The organism is Bacteroidales bacterium (assembly GCA_029210725.1).
In the GTDB taxonomy this organism is placed as follows: Bacteria; Bacteroidota; Bacteroidia; order Bacteroidales.
The window spans coordinates 38467-59366 of sequence record JARGFM010000003.1; the positions used below are offsets into that span (position 1 = coordinate 38467).

Genomic DNA, 20900 nt, shown 5'->3' on the forward strand with positions numbered 1-20900 from the left:
AATAATGGTAGGAAAGCTCCGCTCCATATTCAGCCTGGTCAGGTTCTCAAACCTGCTCATCATCGCATTCACTCAGTATTCCATGCGCTATCTCCTGATGAAACCACTGCTTCCATCGGATTCCTTTGAACTCCAGTTCGGGGATTTTCAGTTTGCGCTTCTGGTCTTTTCCACTATGCTGATTGCTGCCGCCGGATATATTATCAATGACTACTTTGATACCAGGGCCGATCTGATCAACAAGCCGGCCCGGGTGGTGGTCGGAGTAAGCATCAGCCGGAAAGTGGCCATGATCCTTCATATGATATTGAATATTCTTGGAGTCGGGATTGGTGTTTACCTGGCATTTTATGTGGGGCTCCCCTCTCTGTCCCTGGTCTTTGTTCTGTCAACAGGTTTACTCTGGTTTTATTCCACCAATTATAAAAAGCAGTTTCTGGTGGGCAATCTGGCGGTCGCTTTTCTGACCGCTCTGGTTCCCCTGATGGTGGTGCTGTTCGAGATTCCCCTTCTGAACAGGGAGTATGGCGAAATCATGATCCGTTACGATGCCGATTTTAATTACCTCTTTGCCTGGGTGAGTGCCTTCAGTTTTTTCGCCTTTGCGACCACCCTGATCAGAGAGATCATCAAAGATGCAGAGGACCTGGAGGGGGATCATGCCTACGGGATGAAGACCGTCCCCATCAGGCTCGGGACTTTCTGGACCAGGGTGGTCCTGGTGGTTTTGATAACAATAACGCTGGGTGCCTTGATTTATCTGCTGTTCAGCTATATATTTTTCTCGGTCGATCCGGCCGATTATATCTCCCTGGCTTATTTTGCCCTGTTCCTGCTGCTGCCTCTGATTCTTCTGGCCATCCAGGTGATCACAGCCCGGGATAAGAGGGCTTACCATCGTGCCAGTACCCTGATCAAGCTGGTGATGCTGTTCGGGATACTTTATTCGGTGGTGGTATTTTACCTGGTTAGTTTCAAGTATTAGCGCTTGTTGGATCCATGGAGCTCATATGAAATTTTACTGGCCTCCCGGTCGCCCAGGAGATCGGCCCTGATGAAGGGGCTGGGTATCCCTTTCAGGGTGGTTAAAACGGAACATGCCGACGAGAAGTATCCGGCAGATCTTTCCGGGGGGGAAATTGCCCGCTATCTGGCAGAGCATAAATCGGAGTCTTATACGGGGACTCTGGAACTCCATCAGGTATTGCTTACGGCCGATACCATTGTATGGCACAGGGACAGGGAGCTGGGAAAACCCATTAACCGGAAGGAGGCCATGGAGATGTTAAGGCAGCTTTCCGGAGATACCCATCAGGTATTTACCGGAGTTTGTCTCCGGTCGGTCCGGGCGAGCACCTCCTTTTTTGCGGTAAGCGATGTGACATTCTCCAGGCTCGACAGTCAGGAAATCGGGCACTATGTGGACCAATTCCGGCCTTTTGATAAAGCAGGCGCGTATGGCATACAGGAGTGGATCGGACTCATTGCAGTGGAGAAGATCGTGGGGAGCTATTTTAATGTTATGGGCCTTCCCGTGCAGAGAGTCTATAGCGAGTTAAAGAGATTTATAGGTAAGTAATGCATATTAAACTGAAAAGATGAAGAGTACACTTAAACAATCAGGGAACAGAATTAATGTGTTGATGGTGGCCGTTTTAATGGCCTCCGGCATCCTGAACATCCGGGCCGATGAAGGCATGTGGATTCCTATGCTGCTGGAAAAATACAGCATAGGCGAGATGCAGGAGGCCGGTTTAAGGCTTAGTGCCGAAGATATTTACAGCATCAATCAGGATTGTCTGAAGGATGCCCTGGTGATCTTTGGTGGAGGATGCACCGGAGAGATGATTTCGGCCGATGGCCTCCTGCTTACCAACCACCACTGCGGATATGGAGCCATCCAGAGACACAGCTCCGTGGAGAACGACTACCTGACCAATGGATTCTGGGCCAGAAGCAGGGAGGAAGAGCTTCCCAACGAGGGCTTGCGTGTGACCTATCTCCGCCATATGAAAGATGTTACCCTGGACATGGAGGAGGGGATGAACGGGGAGATGGACCCGGAAGAGGCCAGGCGGCAGACCGAACTTAATATGGGAAAACTAATCCAGGAGGCCACTGAAGGAAGCCATTACAGCGCCATTGTGAGGCCCTTTTACTATGGCAATGCCTATTATATGTTTGTTTACGAGACCTTTCATGATGTACGGCTGGTAGGTGCACCTCCCGAGGCCATTGGTAATTTCGGTGCCGACCAGGATAACTGGATGTGGCCGCGGCATACGGGTGATTTCTCCATCTTCCGGGTATATGCCGATCAGGAGAATATGCCTGCCGGCTATGATCCGTCCAATCGACCCTATAAGCCCAGGAAACATCTGGAGATTGCAGCAGGTGGGGTAGAGGAGGGCGACTTTACCATGGTGATGGGATATCCGGGCTCTACCACCCAATACCTCTATTCGGCCGAGGTACGGTCCATGCTGGAGACCTCACTGCCCATGAAGATCGGACTTCGCACGACCAGGCTGGAGATCATGGATCGCTATATGCGGGCCGATGACGTGGTGCGGATTCAGTATGCCAGTAAATACAGGGGGGTAAGTAATGCCTGGAAGAAGTGGCAGGGGATTATCCTTGGTCTGACCAGGAACCAGGCTGTGGAGCTTAAGCTGGAGGAAGAGGAGCAATTCCGGGCCTGGGTGGAAGACAGCGGGGAGCGCACTCTGAAATACGAGGATGTTCTGGATGAGTTTGCCCGCCTGTATAAGGAGATAGGGCCTTACGAGATGGCCGTGGAAATGATGAATGAATCGGTCAATACCATTGAGCTTTTCAGACAGTCTTCCCGCATTCAGCAGATGATGCTCCAGGGGGCTCCCAGGGAACGGATCGAAAGGCAGATGGAAGGCTTCTACAAGAATTTTTACCGGCCCCTGGACCAGGAGATTTGTGCCGCTATGCTGGAGGCCTATTTCACTCAGATGCCTGCAGCGTTTGCACCCGCATGCGGAGAGGAGATCCAGGTCAAGTATAAAGGCGACTACCAGGCTTATGCAGAGGCACTGTACAACAAAAGTGTCTTTAACCGGCCTGAGAAGTTCGGGAAACTGCTGGATACATATGAGAAAGATGCAGAAAAGGGGATCAAAGCCTTTCAGAAAGATCCCGTCGTGGCAACGAATACCCAGTTTTCAGATCTGCTGATGCAGGAGGCTGGTCCTGTCTATGGCAAGATTCGGGAGTTAATGGACAGAAACTATAAGATCTATATGGCCGCCCTGCTCGAAAAAGAGAAGGACCGCAGGCTCTATCCCGATGCCAACTTCACCATGCGCTTCACTTACGGGAAGGTGGATGGCTATCAGCCCGGGGATGGGGTGGAGTACGGGTATTATACCACCCTTTCGGGTGTTATGGATAAGTCGACAGAGGGTTTTGTGGACTATGTGGTCCCGGAAAAACTCAGAGAGCTTTATGAAGCCAGGGATTACGGGAAGTATGGAGTGAATGGCACCATGCCGGTCTGTTTTGTAGCCTCCAACCATACCTCCGGGGGGAATTCAGGGAGCCCGGTGATGGATGCCGATGGCCGTCTGATCGGGATCAATTTTGACCGCAACTGGGAGGGCACCATGAGTGATGTGCATTACGATCCATCCCTGTGCCGAAATATCTCTGTGGATATCCGCTATGTGCTGTTCATCATCGATAAGTTTGCAGGTGCGGGTTATCTGCTAAATGAAATGGAAATTGTCTGGTAGCACCTGTAACGGGCGGAATGGGAAGCGATAACAGAAAAGGAACTCTTTATGCTTTGCTCACGGCATCGCTGTGGGGCTTTATGGCGATCATCCTCAAGGTGATCACCTATGAGCTGCCTCCGGTGACTGTCGTCTGGTTCCGCTTTGCCATTGCTTTTCTGATCCTGTCATCCTGGACCCTTATCTTCAGGCGAAGGGACTTCAGGATCTTTCTGCGCCCCCCCTTATTGCTGATTCTTGCGGCTTTCTTTCTGGCCGGGAATTACACAGGTTTTATCACCGGGATCAAGTATGTGTCCCCGTCGACTTCCCAGGTGTTTATTCAGATTGCCCCGGTCAGCTTTGCCCTGTCGGGGATTCTGATCTTCCGGGAGCATGTGAACTGGAGGCACATTGTGGGATTTGTGCTGGTTCTTTCCGGGATCGGACTCTTCTATTCGGAACAGTTGAAAGAGCTGGCATCTGGGGGAGAGCATTTTACCAGAGGAATGTTGCTGGTGCTGGGTGGGGGGCTCTCCTGGGCAGCTTTTGCCACGGCCCAGAAGTCCCTGTTAAAACGGATCGGGCCCAACCAGCTGAACCTGTTTATATACGGGGCCTGCATGCTGGTCCTTGCCCCGCTGGTTAAGTTTTCCTTTCTGGGAGGCATGCCGGCAGCCAACTGGTATATCCTGATCTATCTGGGACTGAACACCGTCCTGGCCTATGGCTCCCTGGCCCTGGCCATCAAACTTACCGAGGCCACCCGGGTCAGTGTAATCATTACCCTGAACCCCATCATTACCTTTGTAACCATGGCCATTCTGACCCGCCTGGAAGTCTCATGGATAGAACCCGAATCCTTCTCCCTGATCAGCTTTGCCGGTGCTCTGTCGGTGCTGGGCGGTGCCATTCTGGTGATTTATGCAGGTTGGAAAAAGAGATAAAAACAACCGGGGCTAGCGGGCCGGAAGCTTCTGGCAGGGTAGTATCCCCCTACGGATCATCGGAGCTATTTATCAGGCCCGGGCGTTTTCTTTCACAGGTGTAACGCTCTGAGATTGCAGAGTGCAACATCGGAATATTCTTATGGGATTAATTCATTCCGGAGGGGCATATTCATAAGGCAGCCAGTCAGCGATCCGTTCCAGGGACATGTTTCCGTACCAGATCAGGGCTTCCGGTTCGAAATAGCCATCTTTGGTGAAATTAACCCGGGGTCGCAGGAAGGAAACAGTTGTCAGGTAATAATCGTAGGCAATTTCGAGATCCCGGGGGTAAGAAAAATATTTCTTTCCAGGCTTTTCTTCCATCACAAAATTTTCATATTCCAGGGGATATATGCCATTGACCTCCAGAACCCTGAAACCTTCGTTTTTCAGTTTGTTTTGCCATAAGGCATTAAAAAAGTGCTTGGAAGAACCCAAATATGTCTTTTTTCGTCTTTCTTCAAACTCCTGTCTGCGGCCGGAGTTAGTTGCTAAATCCTGGTTAAAGGAGATGTTCCCCAGAAATCTGATGGTATTACTGGATTTCACGTATTCAAATTTATCCAGATAGTAAGTGATCCGGTAGCCCAGAGAATTATTCAGAATAATAAGGGGTTCACGTGCAAATGCTTTAATAGTATCCTGACTTGAATGATAGTTAAATGTTACAGCCTCTTCATTGAGAATGAAGCAGGCCTTTGCATTTTTTGAGCTCCCCAGGAACTCCTTCTTAAATTTTTTCAGATACATTTTTCTCTTCCTGACCAGAGAGGGGGACTCGATCGATATTTCGGGGATCTCGTACTTTACTTTGATTAGATTTACCTGAATAAACTCCTCTGTTTTCAAGGTGCTCAGAAAGGTGGTGTGGTAAGAAACCGCACTGATATACAAAGGTCTTCCGGGATATTTGGTCACCTCTATCTCAAATTCTCCATGTTCATCGCTGGTAGTACCATGGAAGGTCCCGTTTATATAGACAGAGGCATAGTCGATGGGTTCTCCGGACTCCTTGTCGACCACCCGACCGCGGATCACCTGGCCAAATCCAATGCCTGTGTAAAAACCCAGGAAGAGGAGAAGTAAGTGCTTTTTCATAGGTGGAGCAGGATCTGGTATTGCCGGAACCACGCTAATTTAGGAAAGATAATGCGAATATGCGCGTAGAAACAGGGAATTACTCTTTTGGGAGTGTCATGGCGAAGCAAAGGAATGCCAAGCAATTGTATTATACCTCAAATGGAAGTTGAATATATGTTCTGTGGATTGGCAGAAGATCTTCGATAGATAGTGCTTTCGACACATAAAACATTGATTAATCAAAGACTCAGAATAAGGTTAATGCTTTTAGGGGTAAAAAACTAAATTTGCCTCATGGCAGATTACGCGCATATAACACCAATTGTACTGAAATGGGCTCGAGAGTCCGCGCGAATTAGTATTGAATCTGCTGCCTCGAAGGTTTCTGTATCACCTGAGAGATACAAGGATTTGCTATTTCGAACGATTATGCACCATTTATTTTCATTAACTCAAAAGATTGGGGCGCAGCACAGTTATTCACTTTAGTACACGAGTTAGCCCATATCTGGATTGCTCAATCAGGAATCTCAAATGATATTGAATTACGCGAGCGCATTTCCCGTAGCTCTGCTGCGGGGTAAGCGAGCACATTTAAAATAAACAATTAATCGATGATTCCTCGCAGCTTGCTGCGAGGAGAATCAATCTATCAAGAACCTTATAGGCGAAAATCATCCGGTTGAAGCGTTTTGCATTGAAGTTGCTGCAAACGCACTGATTCCGTTAAAATACATTTCGGAACTTAGAAAACATATAACTACACCTGAGATAGTATATCAATACTCACGCAAGTTGGGAATAAGCTCGTATGCATTTATAATCAGGGCATTGAAGTTGAATCTTATTACGATTAATGAGTACACATCATTTAAAGCACAAGCAGAAGCAGGCTTTCAAGAATACCTGATAAAAGAGAAAGAAAAAAAGGCAAAGCAGAAGGAAAAAGATGGAGGGCCGAGCCCGTATTTACTGAGGTTGAATAAAAATGGCAGACTATTTACTCAAATTGTACTTGATGCTTATAAGGGTGGATTTGTTGAACCAAATATTGCAAGCTACCTACTTAATACGCCAACCAACAAATTTCCTAAACTGGAAGCTCAACTTTACAAATGATCTTTTCTGAAAAGAGATTCTGCCTTGATACAAATGTTCTAATACAGCCCTGGCAAAAGTACTATTCCCCAATACTCTGCCCTGACTATTGGGAAATACTCAATCAGCAAGGTTACAGCCATGAATTCTAATCGAATAAAGATACCCAACGTTTGTGACAATATGGGGGTGCCATGGATGAACGATTTTCAATTAGTAAAAGAATTGAATATTAGGTTTTCATGTGTTATAAAATGAAAATCAATAGTCAACGCAAGTTTCCAATTTTGCCAAACGATATACGATATTTATAAAGCCTGACCGTAGAATCACTAAAGCCGACCGTGTTGCAAGACCGATAGTTTTGTCAGGTTGAAAGACTCATTCACTCCTCTCTCTTCTTCTTTTTAAACAGCCTGGAGGTGAACAGCATAAAGGCTCCGAAGGCCAGCATCACCCCTCCGGAGAGGAGATTAATATTGTAGCCGAGCGAGGGTTCGTACATTTCAGTGTCGCCCGAGGTGACCAGGCCCAGGATGAGTAAAATCAGTCCCAGAATACTGAACATTAGTCCGATAGGTATTTTTATATCAAGTCCCATTGTATATCGTTTTTCTAGTTTACCAGACAATAATGGAAAGGATGATGAAGATCACGCCCACGACGACGGCCAGTACTTCAGGCTTTTGGTACCAGTGTTTTGAGTCGTCCTGTACCCTGGGGGTCAGTGAGTAGACCAGGCCTTTGAGTTCATCGTCGGTTTTCAGCTTTTTGGTCAGCAGGGTGATCACAAGCGTGAGCAGCAGTGCTGCGGAGAAGGCGTAGACCGCCGTCCAGTAGTTCTGCGCCATCTCACTGCCGTAGGTATGAACCCATCCGAAATATCCGCCTTTGACACCTGCTGCGGCACCTGCCGGAAGGGTTAATCCGTGGTGGATGGCCGCTGCAATGGTTCCGCCGATCAGACCCCAGAAAGCAGCATGTCCCGTGGTGCGTTTCCAGAACATACCCAGCAGGAAGGCTGCAAAGAGCGGGGCATTGACAAAGGCGAAGATCAGCTGAAGGAAATCCATCACATTATTGAAGGATCTGGCCACATAAGCCGTAATGATACTGACCAGTACCCCTACAACAGTGGTCCATTTCCCCACTTTCAGGTAGTGTGTATCACTCTTCCCGGGCTGGATATAGCTCTGGTAGATATCATAGGTAAATACCGTATTAAAAGCCGACACGTTTCCGGCCATACCCGACATAAAGGAGGCCATCAGGGCGGTTATTCCAAGTCCCAGCACCCCCATGGGCATATATCTCATCAGCAGCACCGGGATTACTTTGTCGAAATCCTGTACCGAGGTACCCGCTTTCAAAGGGATTTCCAGCTCTCCCATATTGGACAGCGCCAGGGCGATCATTCCCGGGACCACCACCAGCAGGGGCAGGAACATCTTGGGCAGGGCGCCGATAAGGGGAGTCTTGCGTGCGGCCGACATGGATCCTGCGGCCATCCCGCGCTGGACCACCAGGAAGTTGGTGCACCAGTAGCCGAAGCTCAGCACGAATCCGAGGCCAAAGAATACTCCGAACCAGTTAACACCCATTGGATTGTCTGTACTCCCGGTATACTTCCAGGAATGCAACATATCGGCGGGCAAATTGGCCTGAATGCCCTCCCATCCTCCGATTTCCTTCAAACCCACAAAGACCAGCGGGGCAAAGCCGATAACGATCAGGAAGAACTGCAACACCTCGTTGTAGATCGCCGAGGTCAGTCCGCCCAGAACCATATATACCAGTACGATAAACGCCGAAATAAGGAGATAGACATCAAATTCCCCGATCTGGAAGCCCAGGAAATTCCAGTCGATCTGCAGGGGCATAACTACCTGTGCCAGCAGTGCCAGGGCATACATGGATATACCGGACGAGAAGACAGTCATAATGGCAAAAGCAAAGGCATTGAAGCCCCTGGTTTTCTCATCGAAACGGAGCTTCAGGTATTCCGGCACCGAGCGGGCCTTGGATCCGTAATAGAAGGGCATCATAAAAATGGCCAGGAAGATCATGGCCGGAATCGCACCGATCAGGAAATGATGGATAATTATCATGCCGTATTTGGCGCCGGAGGCTGCCATGCCGATCATTTCGAGGGCTCCCAGATTGGCCGAAATAAAGGCCAGCCCGGTGACCCATGCCGGAAGCGACCGGCCCGCTTCCAGGAAGGCCTTTGAATCTTTCATGTAGCGTTTCAGAGCCCAGCCTATTCCCAGTACAAAGATGAAATAGATCAGGATAATGGTCCAGTCGATCGTACCCAGCGAAAATGTTGTTTGCATTTGAGGCGGATTAGTTAGCTTTCAATTATAAGCAAAAAACAGAAACAAAGAATTCAGGATTCATTCTAAATTATTCTATTTCCTTGAATTTTCCTGATGCAAGTGTTAGATTCACACTTAAAAGTATAAAAATTTTTAAACATACACTTTTACCATGGCCCAACTTGACTGGATTATTCTCGGACTCTTCTGCCTGGCGCTGATAGGAGTCATTTTATGGGTACTCAGACAAAAAGACAAGGACACTTCCGATTACTTCCTGGCAGGGCGGGATGCCACCTGGATCGCCATCGGCGCCTCCATCTTTGCTTCCAACATTGGTTCCGAGCATCTGGTGGGACTGGCAGGCACCGGGGCCACCAGCGGGATGGCCTTTGCGCACTGGGAGATGCATGGCTGGATGATCCTGATCCTGGGATGGCTCTTTGTCCCCTTTTACGCCCGGAGCGGCGTCTTTACCATGCCCGAGTTCCTGGAACGCCGCTACAATTCCAGGTCCCGGTCTTTCCTTTCCATTATCTCGCTGGTAAGTTATGTGCTGACCAAAGTGGCGGTTACGGTTTATGCCGGCGGGGTGGTTTTCAAGGATGTATTTAATATTGAGTATGTGACTATGTTCAATCAGCAGGTTGATTTTTTCTGGGTCAGTGCGATTGGACTGGTGGTATTAACCGGCCTTTATACGGTGTTTGGCGGAATGAAGGCGGTGTTGTACACCTCGGTGCTTCAGACCCCCATCCTGCTGACCGGGTCCGTGGCCATTGTTGTCATTGGCTTAACTCAGCTGGGGGGATGGGGCAACCTGATGGAGATCATCCGGGCTACGGATGTAACTTATCTGAACGATGCCGGAGAGGTGATCTACCAATCCGGCACTGACAGCATGGCCAATCTGATGCGCTCTCCCAAAGATCCGGAGTATCCATGGACCGGGGTAATCCTCGGTTCGGCCATTATCGGGTTCTGGTACTGGTGCACCGACCAGTTTATCGTGCAGAGGGTGCTTTCGGGCCGTGACCAGAAGCAGAGCCGCCGGGGAACCATCTTTGGCGCTTATCTGAAACTGACCCCCGTGTTCCTTTTCCTTATTCCGGGAATGATCGCTTTTGCACTGAAGCAGCAGGGTGCCCTGGATTTTGCCACCAACGATGCGGCCTTCTCCACACTGGTAAAAGAGCTCTTGCCCAAAGGGTTCACAGGAATCGTTGTGGGTGGGATCCTGGCTGCCCTGATGAGCTCCCTGGCCTCCCTGTTTAACTCTTCATCGATGCTTTTCACGGTGGATTTTTATAAAAAGATTAAACCGGAGGCCAGCGAAAAACACTACGTGATGGTCGGCCGGCTGGCTACCGTGGTGATTGTTGTCCTGGGAATTCTCTGGATCCCGGTAATGAAAGGCATCGGAAAGGTCCTCTACGAATACCTGCAGGACGTACAGTCGCTGCTGGCTCCCGGCATTGCCGCGGTCTTTCTGCTGGGGGTTCTTTCCAAAAGAACCACCCCTGCGGCCGGTTTTGCCGGATTGGTGGTGGGCTTTGTGCTGGGGATGCTGCGCCTGGGCCTGAGCATCTATTTTGGTGATACGGTCTCAGACGGATTTATCTATGAACTGATCGTGGCACCCAACTGGCTGCATTATGAGATTTTCCTCTTTGCCCTGGTCATTCTGCTGATGATCCTGATCAGCTTCTTTACCGAACCCAAAGATCCTTCTACGATAACTGGTCTCTATTTTGGATCGGCCACCCCGGAGCAGCGCGCCATCACCAGGGCCAGCTGGACCAGGTGGGATGTGATCAATTCGGCGATTATCATCTCCATTATAATTGCTTTCTATATTTATTTTTGGTAAAGAGAGTATCAATTGATGAGCCCGGGAAAACAATATTATAGCGAGCATCCCACCTTTCATGTGGCGGTGGACAGTATCATTTTTGGTTTTGACCAGGGTGAGCTGAAACTATTGATTCATAGGAGACAATTTGAACCGGCCATGGGAGAGTGGTCGCTGTTCGGCGGCTTTGTGCAGGAGGGAGAAAGCCTGGACAGGGCGGCCGGCCGCATACTCTACGAACTGACCGGTCTGCGGGATATTTATATGGAGGAGCTACAGGCATACGGCGAAGTGGACAGGGATCCGGCCGGCCGGGTGATCTCGGTAGCCTATTATGCCCTGATCCCCGCCAGGGAGTATACGGAGGCTGGTAACAGCAATTCCGGGGCCACCTGGGTGAGTTTGAAGAATCTGCCTCCATTGATCATGGACCATAAGCTGATGGTGGAAAAGGGGCTCCGGCGGCTGAAGCGAAGGGCCACCTCGCAGCCCATTGGATTTGAACTGCTGCCCGGCGAATTCACCATGCCCCAGCTTCAGGCCCTCTATGAGGCGATCTATCAGACCGGACTGGATAAGCGTAACTTCCGGAAAAAGATTCTGGCCATGGATGTGCTTATCAAACTGGACCAGAAGGACAAAAGCAGTTCCAGGAAGGGGGCCTTTCTCTACCGCTTTGATCAGAATAAATACCAGAAACTGGTGGAGGGAGGATATAATTTCACTATCTGAGATCCGGGAGACGGGTCAACAGCTAATTCGGAAAACAGCTAAAATTTGTACGACATGGTAAAGGATTTAAACACACTGGAGGCCTGGTTTGTAACAGGAAGTCAGCATCTCTACGGCGAGGAAACCCTGAAACAGGTGGATCGTGACTCCAGGGAGATTGCATCGGCGCTGGACCGCAGTCCTGAGATCCCGGTAAGAATCGTATTTAAACCTGTTCTCACCACGGTGGAGTCCATCCTGGCTCTTTGCAGGGAGGCCAGTCACACGGAAAACTGCATCGGTCTGCTTACCTGGATGCATACCTTTTCTCCGGCCAGGATGTGGATCGGGGGACTGAAAGCTTTGTCGAAACCCTTTATGCACCTGCATACCCAGTATAACAGGGATATTCCCTGGGACTCCATGGACATGGATTTTATGAACCTGAACCAGAGCGCCCACGGAGGCAGGGAGTTTGGATTTATAGGCTCCCGGCTGCGAATCGATCGCAAAGTGGTGGTGGGCCACTGGTCGACCCGGGAGGTGCAGCGAAAAACCGGGGTCTGGCTCAGAGCGGCTGCTGCATGGTTTGACTGGCAGGGAGGCAAAGTAGCCCGTTTCGGTGATAATATGCGGGAGGTGGCTGTGACCGAAGGGAACAAGGTATCGGCCCAGATCCAGTTTGGCTACAGTGTCGCCGGCTATGGAGTGGGCGACCTGGCCGACAGGGTGAAAAAGGTCAGTGATAAAGAAATAAGCGATCTGCTTCTTGTTTATGAAGAGGAGTATCTAATTCCCGGCGAGGCGGCTGAAGGGGGAGGCCTGAGGGATGCCCTGAAAGAGGCTGCCCGCATAGAATTGGGCATGCGAAACTTCCTGGAGGATGGCGGATTTTCGGCTTTTACGACCACTTTTGAAGATCTGCACGGACTGTCGCAGTTGCCCGGACTGGCGGTTCAGCGCCTGATGACCGATGGCTACGGATTTGGAGCCGAAGGCGACTGGAAGACCGCGGCCCTGGTAAGGGCCATGAAAGTGATGGCTCTCGGCCTGCCGGGAGGAACTTCCTTTATGGAAGATTATACCTATCACCTGCACCCGGATGGGATGAAGGTCCTGGGAGCCCATATGCTGGAAGTCTGTCCCTCCATCTCCAAAGGGAAGGCAGCTCTGGAGGTTCATCCCCTGGGAATCGGGGGAAAGGCCGATCCCGCCCGCCTGGTCTTTGACGTGGCCTCGGGACCCGGTGTGAATGCTTCCCTGATGGATATGGGGAACCGGTTCAGGATGCTGGTGAATCCCTGTGAGGTGGTACCGGCCGATGCTCCTCTGCCCAGGCTGCCGGTGGCCAGGGTGGTCTGGCAACCGGCTCCCAGTCTGGAGGTGGCTGCCGGCGCCTGGATCCTGGCAGGCGGGGCGCACCATACCGGATTCAGCATGGCTGTGACAGCGGAGCACCTGGAAGACTTTTCAGAGATGGCCGGGATCGAGTATCTGCTTATTGACCAGGATACAAAAATCTCATCCTTCAAAAAGGAACTCCGATGGAACGAGCTCTATTATCACCTGGCAAAAGGAATATAATATGTTAGAGAAACTGAAACAACAGGTGCTGGAGGCCAACCTGGCACTGGTCGCTCACCGCCTGGTGGTGTTTACCTGGGGAAATGCCAGCGGGCGCGATCCCGGTACCGGAAATGTGGTGATTAAGCCATCGGGCCTTCCCTACGATCAGATGAAGGCCGAACAAATGGTGGTCCTGGCTCCGGACGGCAAACAGCTGGAGGGAGAAATGAAACCTTCCTCGGATGCGCCGACTCACCTGGAGCTATACCGGGAGTTCCCGGGTATCGGAGGGGTGGTACATACCCATTCCCCGTGGGCAAGCTCCTGGGCTCAGGCGGGGAAGCCGATCCCGGTATACGGCACCACTCATGCCGACTGTTTTTACGGGCCTGTTCCCTGCACCCGTGCGCTGCGGCGGGAGGAGGTGGAAAGCGATTATGAACGCAATACCGGCAGGGTCATCGTGGAGGCCTTTCAGCAACTGGATCGGATCAGTATGCCCGGAGTGCTGGTACACGGCCACGGCCCTTTTACCTGGGGTTCAGATGCCATGAAGGCCGCTGAGCATGCAGCGATCCTGGAGGAGGTGGCCAAAATGGCCTTCCGCACGGAGCTGCTGGGAAATCAGAGACCCCTGGAACAGTATCTCCTCGATAAGCACTACCAAAGGAAGCACGGAAAGGGGGCCTACTACGGCCAGGATAATAAAAAACCTTAAATATCTGATCTGATGAGTTATACCATAGGAGTCGACTACGGAACCGATTCGGTCCGGGCCCTGGTTGTGGATACACAGACCGGCAGAGAGATGGGGACCCATGTGTTTGAATATCCACGCTGGAAGAAGGGCTTGTTTTGCGATCCCGCCACCAACCGCTTTCGTCAGCATCCCCTCGATTACCTGGAGGGACTGGAGCTAAGCATTGTGGGGGCCCTGGAGCAGTGTGAGCCCGGAGTGGCAGAAAAGGTAGTGGGTATCTCCGTGGATACCACCGGTTCGACCCCGGTGGCCGTCGACAGGAATGGAACCCCCCTGGCCTTGCTTCCGGGATTTGAGGAGAATCCCAATGCCATGTTCATACTCTGGAAGGATCATACGGCCCTGGCAGAGGCCGGGGAGATCAATCACCTGGCACGATCATGGGGCGGGACAGATTATACGAAATTTGAAGGGGGCGTCTATAGTTCGGAATGGTTCTGGGCCAAGATTCTTCATGTGCTTCGTGAAGACCGGGCCGTTCGCAGTCAGGCCTTTTCCTGGGTGGAGCACTGCGACTGGATCCCGGCACTGCTGGCAGGCCTTACCGATCCTTTGAAGCTGAAGCGAAGCAGGTGTGCAGCCGGACACAAAGCCATGTGGCATGAAGCTTTTGGAGGACTTCCTTCCGAGGACTTTCTGGTGCAACTGGATCCCTTGCTCGGGGGATTGAAGGAGCGGCTTTTCGAGGAGACTTATAGTTGTGAAGTGAAGGTGGGTACCCTGAGTGAGGAGTGGGCCGGTAGATTGGGACTGCCTGCCACCGTGGCCGTGGGAGCAGGAGCCTTTGATGCGCACCTGGGGGCCCTGGGGGCAGAGATAGGCCCTTACCAGCTGAGCAAGGTGATGGGTACTTCCACCTGTGATATGATCATTGCTCCTGCCGGAGAGCTGGGGGACCGGCCTGTGGAAGGGATTTGCGGACAGGTGGATGGCTCCATTGTACCCGGTATGGTGGGCCTGGAAGCCGGACAGTCGGCCTTTGGCGATATTTATGCCTGGTTCAGGGAGCTGTTGATGTGGCCCCTGGAGAATATGGTGATGGAGATGGACGGACTGGACGAAGCCCTGAAACAGAAGATCCGAAAGCTTACCTCCGATCAGATGATTGCACGTTTAAGTGAGGCTGCTTCAAAGATTCGCCCCGGCGATACGTCTCTGTTGGCCCTGGACTGGATGAACGGACGAAGAACACCCGATGCCAATCAAAATCTGAAAGGGGCCATTATGGGCCTGACCCTGGGCAGCGAAGCCCCGGCCATATTCAGGGCACTGGTGGAGGCCACGGCTTTCGGTGCCCGGATGATTGTGGACCGGTTTACAGAGGAGGGAGTTCGCATCGACGGGGTCATTGCCCTGGGGGGTGTGGCCAGGAAATCACCGCTGGTGATGCAGATTGTGGCTGATGTACTGAATATACCCATCAAGGTGGCCCGCTCGGAACAGGCCGTGGCCCTGGGATCGGCCATGGCTGCTTCGGTGGCTGCGGGTGTACATGCCTCCGTTCCCGAGGCACAGAAGGCCATGGGGGGAGGATTTGAAATGGAGTATCACCCCGATACGGACAGGGTCCGCCTTTATGATGCCCTGTATGAGCAGTATAAGAGATTTGGAAGGTTTGTGGAGCGGGAGACCGGCAGGGAGGATTCAAACAAATAGTTTGCTATATTTGTTTCAAAGGAAAGAAAGGACCCGGATGCGAATACTATTTTTCATAAGTGCATTTATTTTTTCCTGTTCCGCTTTGCTGGCACAGTCGGCCGAAGAGGACAGGCTGCGGATCAGGCAGGAGACGGAGAGCGTGGTGCTGGAAGAGAGCGGTGAAGAGTCTGCAGAGGGGGAGAAGCAGAAGTTCGGGCACTGGGATTTTTCGGTGGGAAGCACTTACGCCTATATGAAGGGTTATGGTTCCGGGATGATGCTTTATACCGCCCCAGGCTACACCCTGTCTCTGAATCAGCGCTGGTCGCTTCATGGCGGACTGATCGCCTCCCACTATCAGGGGATTAATTACAGCCAGCCGGGGGAAGCCCTGCTGCCCGGTACCTTCAACAGTCTCGCCGTTTTTGCGGAAGCTTCCTACCGGATGAGTGAGCGCCTCTTGCTTCATGGCGCCGGCATTAAGCAGCTGGTTCGGGCCCCGCTAACCCCCTTCGCCCCTTATCCCATGGAATATTTATCCCTGGGAGCTACCTACAAAATTGGAAATAATCTGACCATAGGGGCATCCGTTCATATGAGAAATACGAACCCTTATCAGGGCTTCAGAACAAGTCCTTTCGGAAGTCCATTCTATCCTTCACCTTTTGGCTGGTAATCATGGCTGTGCTGCTGGCCTCCCTGGCTCCTGTCTTCATCATACTGTTCTATATCTACTTCCGGGATAAATATGATAAGGAACCTTTCGGCCTGCTTCTGAAAGCTCTGTTAATGGGGGTGGTCATTGTGGTTCCTGTGATTTTTATGGAGCGTTTTCTGATGATCTTTTCCCCTCAGACGGGACAAGTGGAAAATGCGGCATATCAGGCCTTTGTCGTGGCCGGCTTTACCGAGGAGTTGTTCAAGTTCCTGGGCCTCTGCCTGCTGGTGTGGAAGAGTTCCAGCTTCAACGAGCAGTTCGACGGGATTGTCTATGCGGTTTTTGTATCCCTGGGTTTTGCCGGGGTGGAGAATGTGCTGTATGTGAGCGATGGCGGAATGGAGACAGCCCTTATCAGAGCCATTACAGCAGTTCCGGCACATGCAATTTTTGGAGTGACCATGGGCTATTACCTGGGAATTGCTCATATGTATAAAGAGCTGAGGAGCAGATACCTGGCCAGGGCCCTGCTGGTCCCCGTCGTTTTGCACGGGATTTACGATTTTATACTGATGGTGGAAGTCGGCTGGCTGCTTTTGTTTTTTATCCCTTACGTTTTTATGCTCTACTTCATGGCAGCCAGGAAGATGAAGCGCCTCTCCGACTCCTCGATCTTCCGGCCCATGGAAGGGGATGAGTAGGATCAGTATTCCTTCTGTTTTGCATCAGGATTTGTGAGGGTTCACCCTATTTTTTAGTATATTCGGTAAAACCCTAATTCCATACCATGTACGATTCAATCATACCAACAGCGGATACCATACCGGTTCACTGGCTATGGTTTCAGGTCTTGCTTATTCTTACCTTCTTTGTCCATATGATCCTGATGAATTTTCTTCTGGGAGGGAGCCTGCTTACTGTATGGGATTTGCTTACCGGGAAATTGGAGAAGAGGACTCCGGGAAGCATCCCCACCCTGGTGGCGTTGACCGTTAATTTCGGTGTGCCGCCCTTGCTCTTTGTCCAGGTTCTTTACGGGCATTTCTTTTACTCCAGTTCGGTCATGCTGGCGGTTCCCTGGATCCTGGTGATTCCCATACTGATACTGGCTTACTACGGGGCGTATCTGTTCGTTAGAAAAGTCGATAAAGCCCCTGTTTTATCCAGGGGGGCGCTGATTTTCACCTCCATTTCCCTGCTCTATATTGCTTTTATCCTTGTAAACAACAACACACTGGCCATGGTGCCCGACCGGTGGGGCATCTATTTTAAGGATCCGGGTGGATGGAACCTTAACCTGGGTGAACCCACCCTCTGGTCCAGGTACCTGCACTTCCTGTTGGCGGCACTGGCCATAGGAGCCCTGGGCCGGGCCATCCTTTACCGTTACTCCAAAATCGATAAGAAGGAGCAGGAGGGCCAGATCAGGCGAAATCTGAAACTGTTTGGATGGATCACTGTGATCCAGTTCGCCATTGGAAGCTGGTTCTGGCTGGCCATGCCCGAGGCGGTCTGGAAGACCTTTATGGGGGGGAGTTTTTTCGCAACCTTTATGATGGTAAGCGGCTGGTTGCTGGCTCTGCTGATTCTGCACAGTGCATTTACCGGAAGGCTGACAGCGGCCATGATTCTGGGCGGACTGGAAGTACTGGTGATGGTTATTATCAGGGACCTGGCCCGTGCAGCCTATTTAAAGGAAAATTTCCATCCCTCGCAACTGGAGAACGTACATGAATTGTCCCCCTTGATTGTTTTCCTTCTGGTATTTGTGCTTGGCCTCCTGGCCCTATCCTATATGATCCGTCTTATGTTCACCTCTAAAACGTCCAAATCATGAACTATCCGGTCTGGTATCTTCCCCAGTTGGGAGGAGGATTGCTAATTGCAATCATCGCGATACTGCATGTTGTTATTGCGCACCTGGCCGTGGGAGGGGGCCTCTTTCTCGTGCTCACCGAACGAAAGGCAGTTAAGACAAAAAACAGTGCATTGCTTGAATATGTAAGAAAACATACCTGGTTCTTCCTGCTGCTGACCATGGTTTTTGGAGGGATGAGCGGTGTGGGTATCTGGTTTATTATATCCCTGGTGAATCCGGCAGCCACTTCGAGCCTTATTCACACCTTTGTGTTCGGATGGGCCATTGAATGGGTCTTTTTTATCGGGGAGATCGTGGCCCTGCTGATCTATCATTACCGCTTCGGTAAAATGGATTCAAAATCACATATGATCCTGGGCTGGCTTTATTTCATCTTTGCCTGGTTAAGCCTCGTTGTCATTAACGGGATCCTGGGATTTATGCTGACTCCCGGAAAATGGATCGAAACCGGATCCTTCTGGCACGGCTTTTTTAATCCCAGTTATCTGCCCTCGCTCTTATTCAGGACCTCCATATCCCTGATTTTCGCAGGGGTCTTCGGACTGGTCACCGGGGCCCGGCTGAAGAACAAAGAAATGCGGCGGACCGTTTTTCGCCTCTGCGCCCGTTGGATGTATATTCCCTTGCTGGTCCTGGTGCTTACAGGAATTTATTATACCCGGGTAATCCCTGCCGAATCCTTTGAAAACCTCTTTCATTTTAACCGGGAAAGCACCCCTTTTATCACCCTGATCATTGTAAGCTCCATCCTGCTTTTTGGATTGGGCCTCTTTACCCTGGTTAATTCTTCACAGGCCACTCAGAAGGCCGGGGCCCTGGTCCTGGTGGTAATCTGTTTTGGCTGGATGTCAGGATTCGAATATATGCGTGAGATCGCCCGGAAACCTTTTGTGCTTTATGGTCATATGTACTCCACCGGGATTACCCTGTCACAGATGGATTCCGTAAATAGCGAGGGTTTCCTTAAACTGGCGAAATGGACCGGGGTAAAGGAGCTTAACGAAGAAAATTTGCTGGAGGCGGGTGCAGAGATTTTCAGGCTGCAATGTATGGCCTGTCACACCCTGGATGGATACAATGGCATATTGAATAAGTCGGATCGCCTGACCGAGCGCGGACTGGAAGCCCTGCTGACGGGTATGGGCAAGGTAAATTCCTATATGCCACCTTTTGCCGGAACCGGGCCGGAGAAGAAAGCCCTGGCAGCCTATATTTACAGGGAGCTTCAGGGGAAGACCACCCAGAAAGAGGTGGCCAGTGAAGCGCCGGACCTGCCCCTGGAGATTCTGCCTTTCGATCCCGATACCAGCGACTATGTTTTGCTGGTCTGGAACGACCTGGGGATGCACTGCATTTCCGATAATGAAAAGTATTTCTCCTTCCTTCCGCCTGCCAATACGCTGAATGCACAGCTTTTCAAAAGGGGGCCTCTCCCGGAGCTCGTTAAAACGGGTGTGACGATAGAATATGCGGTCGAGGAAGGCTATGAGCATCCGGAATATCACTCCATGTTCTGGGAATACGATGAGGCGATTTTCGGAACGGATCTTCCCGAGGGAACAGGCCTGATGGGCAAGGGCGTAAACGGGACCATGGAGCTGCAGGGCGCTGTTTATGCCGCACAGCTGATCCCTGTATTACCCTACAGGGATGACAAGACCTATAATCCCTATCCGCTCTTTACCATCAGGGCCTTTAGTGAATCCACCGGTGAGATGCTGGCCTATACCAAAGTTGTGGCCCCCACTTCCAACGAGATGGGCTGCCGGAACTGTCATGAAGGACTCTGGGCCTGGAACGAGGTCTCGGGAATGGCCGATCTGACAGCCATCAATATTCTGGAGGTTCATGACCGTTATAACGGGACCACCCTGCTGGCTGATGCTGAACAGGGCAAACCCAGGCTTTGCCAGTCGTGCCATGCCGATCCGGCAGTGATGGCTCCCGGCAGGCCGGGGGTACTGAACTTCTCCACGGCCATGCACGGTTTCCATGCGAACTACCTGTCGGGGATGGACCAGGAGGCCTGTAACCTGTGTCACCCGAGTCATCCTGAGGGCAACACCAATTGTTTCCGGGGCAGGCACAGTGATGTGGGAGTCACCTGTACCATATGTCACGGGACCCTGGAGGATCATGCCCTGAGCCTGCTGGCCGCTCAGCCTGATATGGAGGCTTCAGAACGGCTGGCAAGGCAACTGGAGCCGGTGTTTGTTAGGTCCCGGGAGGAGATCAAACCCAGGATGCCCTGGGTGATGGAACCCGATTGCCGTTCGTGCCATACCAATTTTAATATTTTCGGGGATGGTTTTGATGGAACGGCATTTAATCGCTGGGTTCCCGCTTTTGAAGCTCTTTACCGCAACCGGACCGATAATCACGGGGTGATGTGCTCGGCCTGTCACGGATCGACCCATGCCGTATACGGGGCCTACAACAAATACGGATTACACCGTGATAACCAGCAGCCGCTGCAATACCAGGGCCTGGCCGGCACCATTGGCACCCATGGACAGTGTATGGTTTGCCATACCGTGGAGATGGAATTTAATGGTCATCACCGGAATATGGTGAACAGAGAACTGCCTGCGATGTTAGTAGAGTAAGG

18 protein-coding genes are annotated in these 20900 nt (G+C 51.3%); 15 read left to right on the top strand and 3 right to left on the bottom strand.

Annotated elements, in window-relative coordinates; translation table 11 throughout:
* The first annotated feature begins 4 nt into the window (after positions 1–4).
* The 4 genes from P1P86_02390 to P1P86_02405 are packed head-to-tail and all read left to right on the top strand — an operon-like array spanning position 5 to position 4690.
* Complete coding sequence (locus P1P86_02390; protein ID MDF1574024.1) at positions 5–985, top strand: geranylgeranylglycerol-phosphate geranylgeranyltransferase; 981 nt, start codon at positions 5–7, stop codon at positions 983–985.
* A gap of 3 nt (positions 986–988) precedes the next feature.
* Entirely contained in the window at positions 989–1579 is a 591-nt protein-coding gene (locus tag P1P86_02395; GenBank protein ID MDF1574025.1) for a Maf family nucleotide pyrophosphatase, read from the top strand.
* Positions 1580–1598: 19 nt separating this feature from the next.
* Positions 1599–3764: a S46 family peptidase gene (locus P1P86_02400; protein ID MDF1574026.1), complete on the top strand. Its 2166-nt coding sequence runs from the start codon at positions 1599–1601 to the stop codon at positions 3762–3764.
* A gap of 17 nt (positions 3765–3781) precedes the next feature.
* Positions 3782–4690, top strand: a complete 909-nt coding sequence (locus P1P86_02405; protein MDF1574027.1) for a DMT family transporter — start codon at positions 3782–3784, stop codon at positions 4688–4690.
* 153 nt (positions 4691–4843) lie between these two features.
* Here P1P86_02405 and P1P86_02410 read toward each other — a convergent pair whose 3' ends face one another.
* On the bottom strand, positions 4844–5830 hold the full coding sequence (locus tag P1P86_02410) for a carboxypeptidase-like regulatory domain-containing protein (protein ID MDF1574028.1): 987 nt from the start codon (positions 5828–5830) through the stop codon (positions 4844–4846).
* A 398-nt stretch (positions 5831–6228) separates the two neighbouring features.
* On the opposite strand from P1P86_02410, the gene P1P86_02415 reads away from it, so the two are divergent.
* A complete protein-coding gene (locus tag P1P86_02415; GenBank protein ID MDF1574029.1) occupies positions 6229–6396 on the top strand; it encodes an ImmA/IrrE family metallo-endopeptidase in 168 nt (55 codons plus the stop codon).
* Between the two features lie 211 nt (positions 6397–6607).
* A complete protein-coding gene (locus P1P86_02420; protein ID MDF1574030.1) occupies positions 6608–6931 on the top strand; it encodes a hypothetical protein in 324 nt (107 codons plus the stop codon).
* Positions 6932–7295: 364 nt separating this feature from the next.
* Here the strand turns inward: P1P86_02420 and P1P86_02425 are convergent, their stop codons facing one another.
* Together P1P86_02425 and P1P86_02430 are read right to left on the bottom strand one after the other, a co-directional pair.
* Positions 7296–7511 (bottom strand): hypothetical protein, encoded by a 216-nt coding sequence (locus P1P86_02425; GenBank protein ID MDF1574031.1) that lies wholly within the window; start codon positions 7509–7511, stop codon positions 7296–7298.
* A 19-nt stretch (positions 7512–7530) separates the two neighbouring features.
* Positions 7531–9246, bottom strand: coding sequence for a sodium:solute symporter family protein (locus P1P86_02430; protein ID MDF1574032.1), 1716 nt, complete (start codon positions 9244–9246; stop codon positions 7531–7533).
* Positions 9247–9400: 154 nt separating this feature from the next.
* On the opposite strand from P1P86_02430, the gene P1P86_02435 reads away from it, so the two are divergent.
* The 9 genes from P1P86_02435 (at position 9401) to P1P86_02475 (ending at position 20898) form a co-directional block, all read left to right on the top strand.
* Positions 9401–11098, top strand: coding sequence for a sodium:solute symporter (locus tag P1P86_02435; GenBank protein ID MDF1574033.1), 1698 nt, complete (start codon positions 9401–9403; stop codon positions 11096–11098).
* A gap of 15 nt (positions 11099–11113) precedes the next feature.
* Positions 11114–11812 carry an NUDIX domain-containing protein gene (locus P1P86_02440; protein ID MDF1574034.1) on the top strand — a complete coding sequence of 233 codons (699 nt, stop codon included), beginning with the start codon at positions 11114–11116 and terminating at the stop codon, positions 11810–11812.
* Positions 11813–11866: 54 nt separating this feature from the next.
* Positions 11867–13375 carry an L-arabinose isomerase gene (gene araA / locus P1P86_02445; GenBank protein ID MDF1574035.1) on the top strand — a complete coding sequence of 503 codons (1509 nt, stop codon included), beginning with the start codon at positions 11867–11869 and terminating at the stop codon, positions 13373–13375.
* A gap of 1 nt (position 13376) precedes the next feature.
* The gene (locus P1P86_02450) at positions 13377–14075 is read left to right on the top strand and encodes an L-ribulose-5-phosphate 4-epimerase (protein MDF1574036.1); all 699 of its coding nucleotides are present in this window, start codon (positions 13377–13379) and stop codon (positions 14073–14075) included.
* Positions 14076–14087: 12 nt separating this feature from the next.
* Positions 14088–15773 carry a ribulokinase gene (locus P1P86_02455; protein ID MDF1574037.1) on the top strand — a complete coding sequence of 562 codons (1686 nt, stop codon included), beginning with the start codon at positions 14088–14090 and terminating at the stop codon, positions 15771–15773.
* 37 nt (positions 15774–15810) lie between these two features.
* Complete coding sequence (locus tag P1P86_02460) at positions 15811–16431, top strand: hypothetical protein (protein ID MDF1574038.1); 621 nt, start codon at positions 15811–15813, stop codon at positions 16429–16431.
* Positions 16432–16433: 2 nt separating this feature from the next.
* A complete protein-coding gene (locus P1P86_02465) occupies positions 16434–17114 on the top strand; it encodes a PrsW family glutamic-type intramembrane protease (protein MDF1574039.1) in 681 nt (226 codons plus the stop codon).
* A gap of 86 nt (positions 17115–17200) precedes the next feature.
* Positions 17201–18250, top strand: a complete 1050-nt coding sequence (locus tag P1P86_02470; GenBank protein ID MDF1574040.1) for a hypothetical protein — start codon at positions 17201–17203, stop codon at positions 18248–18250.
* Entirely contained in the window at positions 18247–20898 is a 2652-nt protein-coding gene (locus tag P1P86_02475; GenBank protein ID MDF1574041.1) for a cytochrome ubiquinol oxidase subunit I, read from the top strand. Before P1P86_02470 ends, P1P86_02475 begins: the two co-directional genes overlap by 4 nt.
* Positions 20899–20900 lie beyond the last annotated feature (2 nt).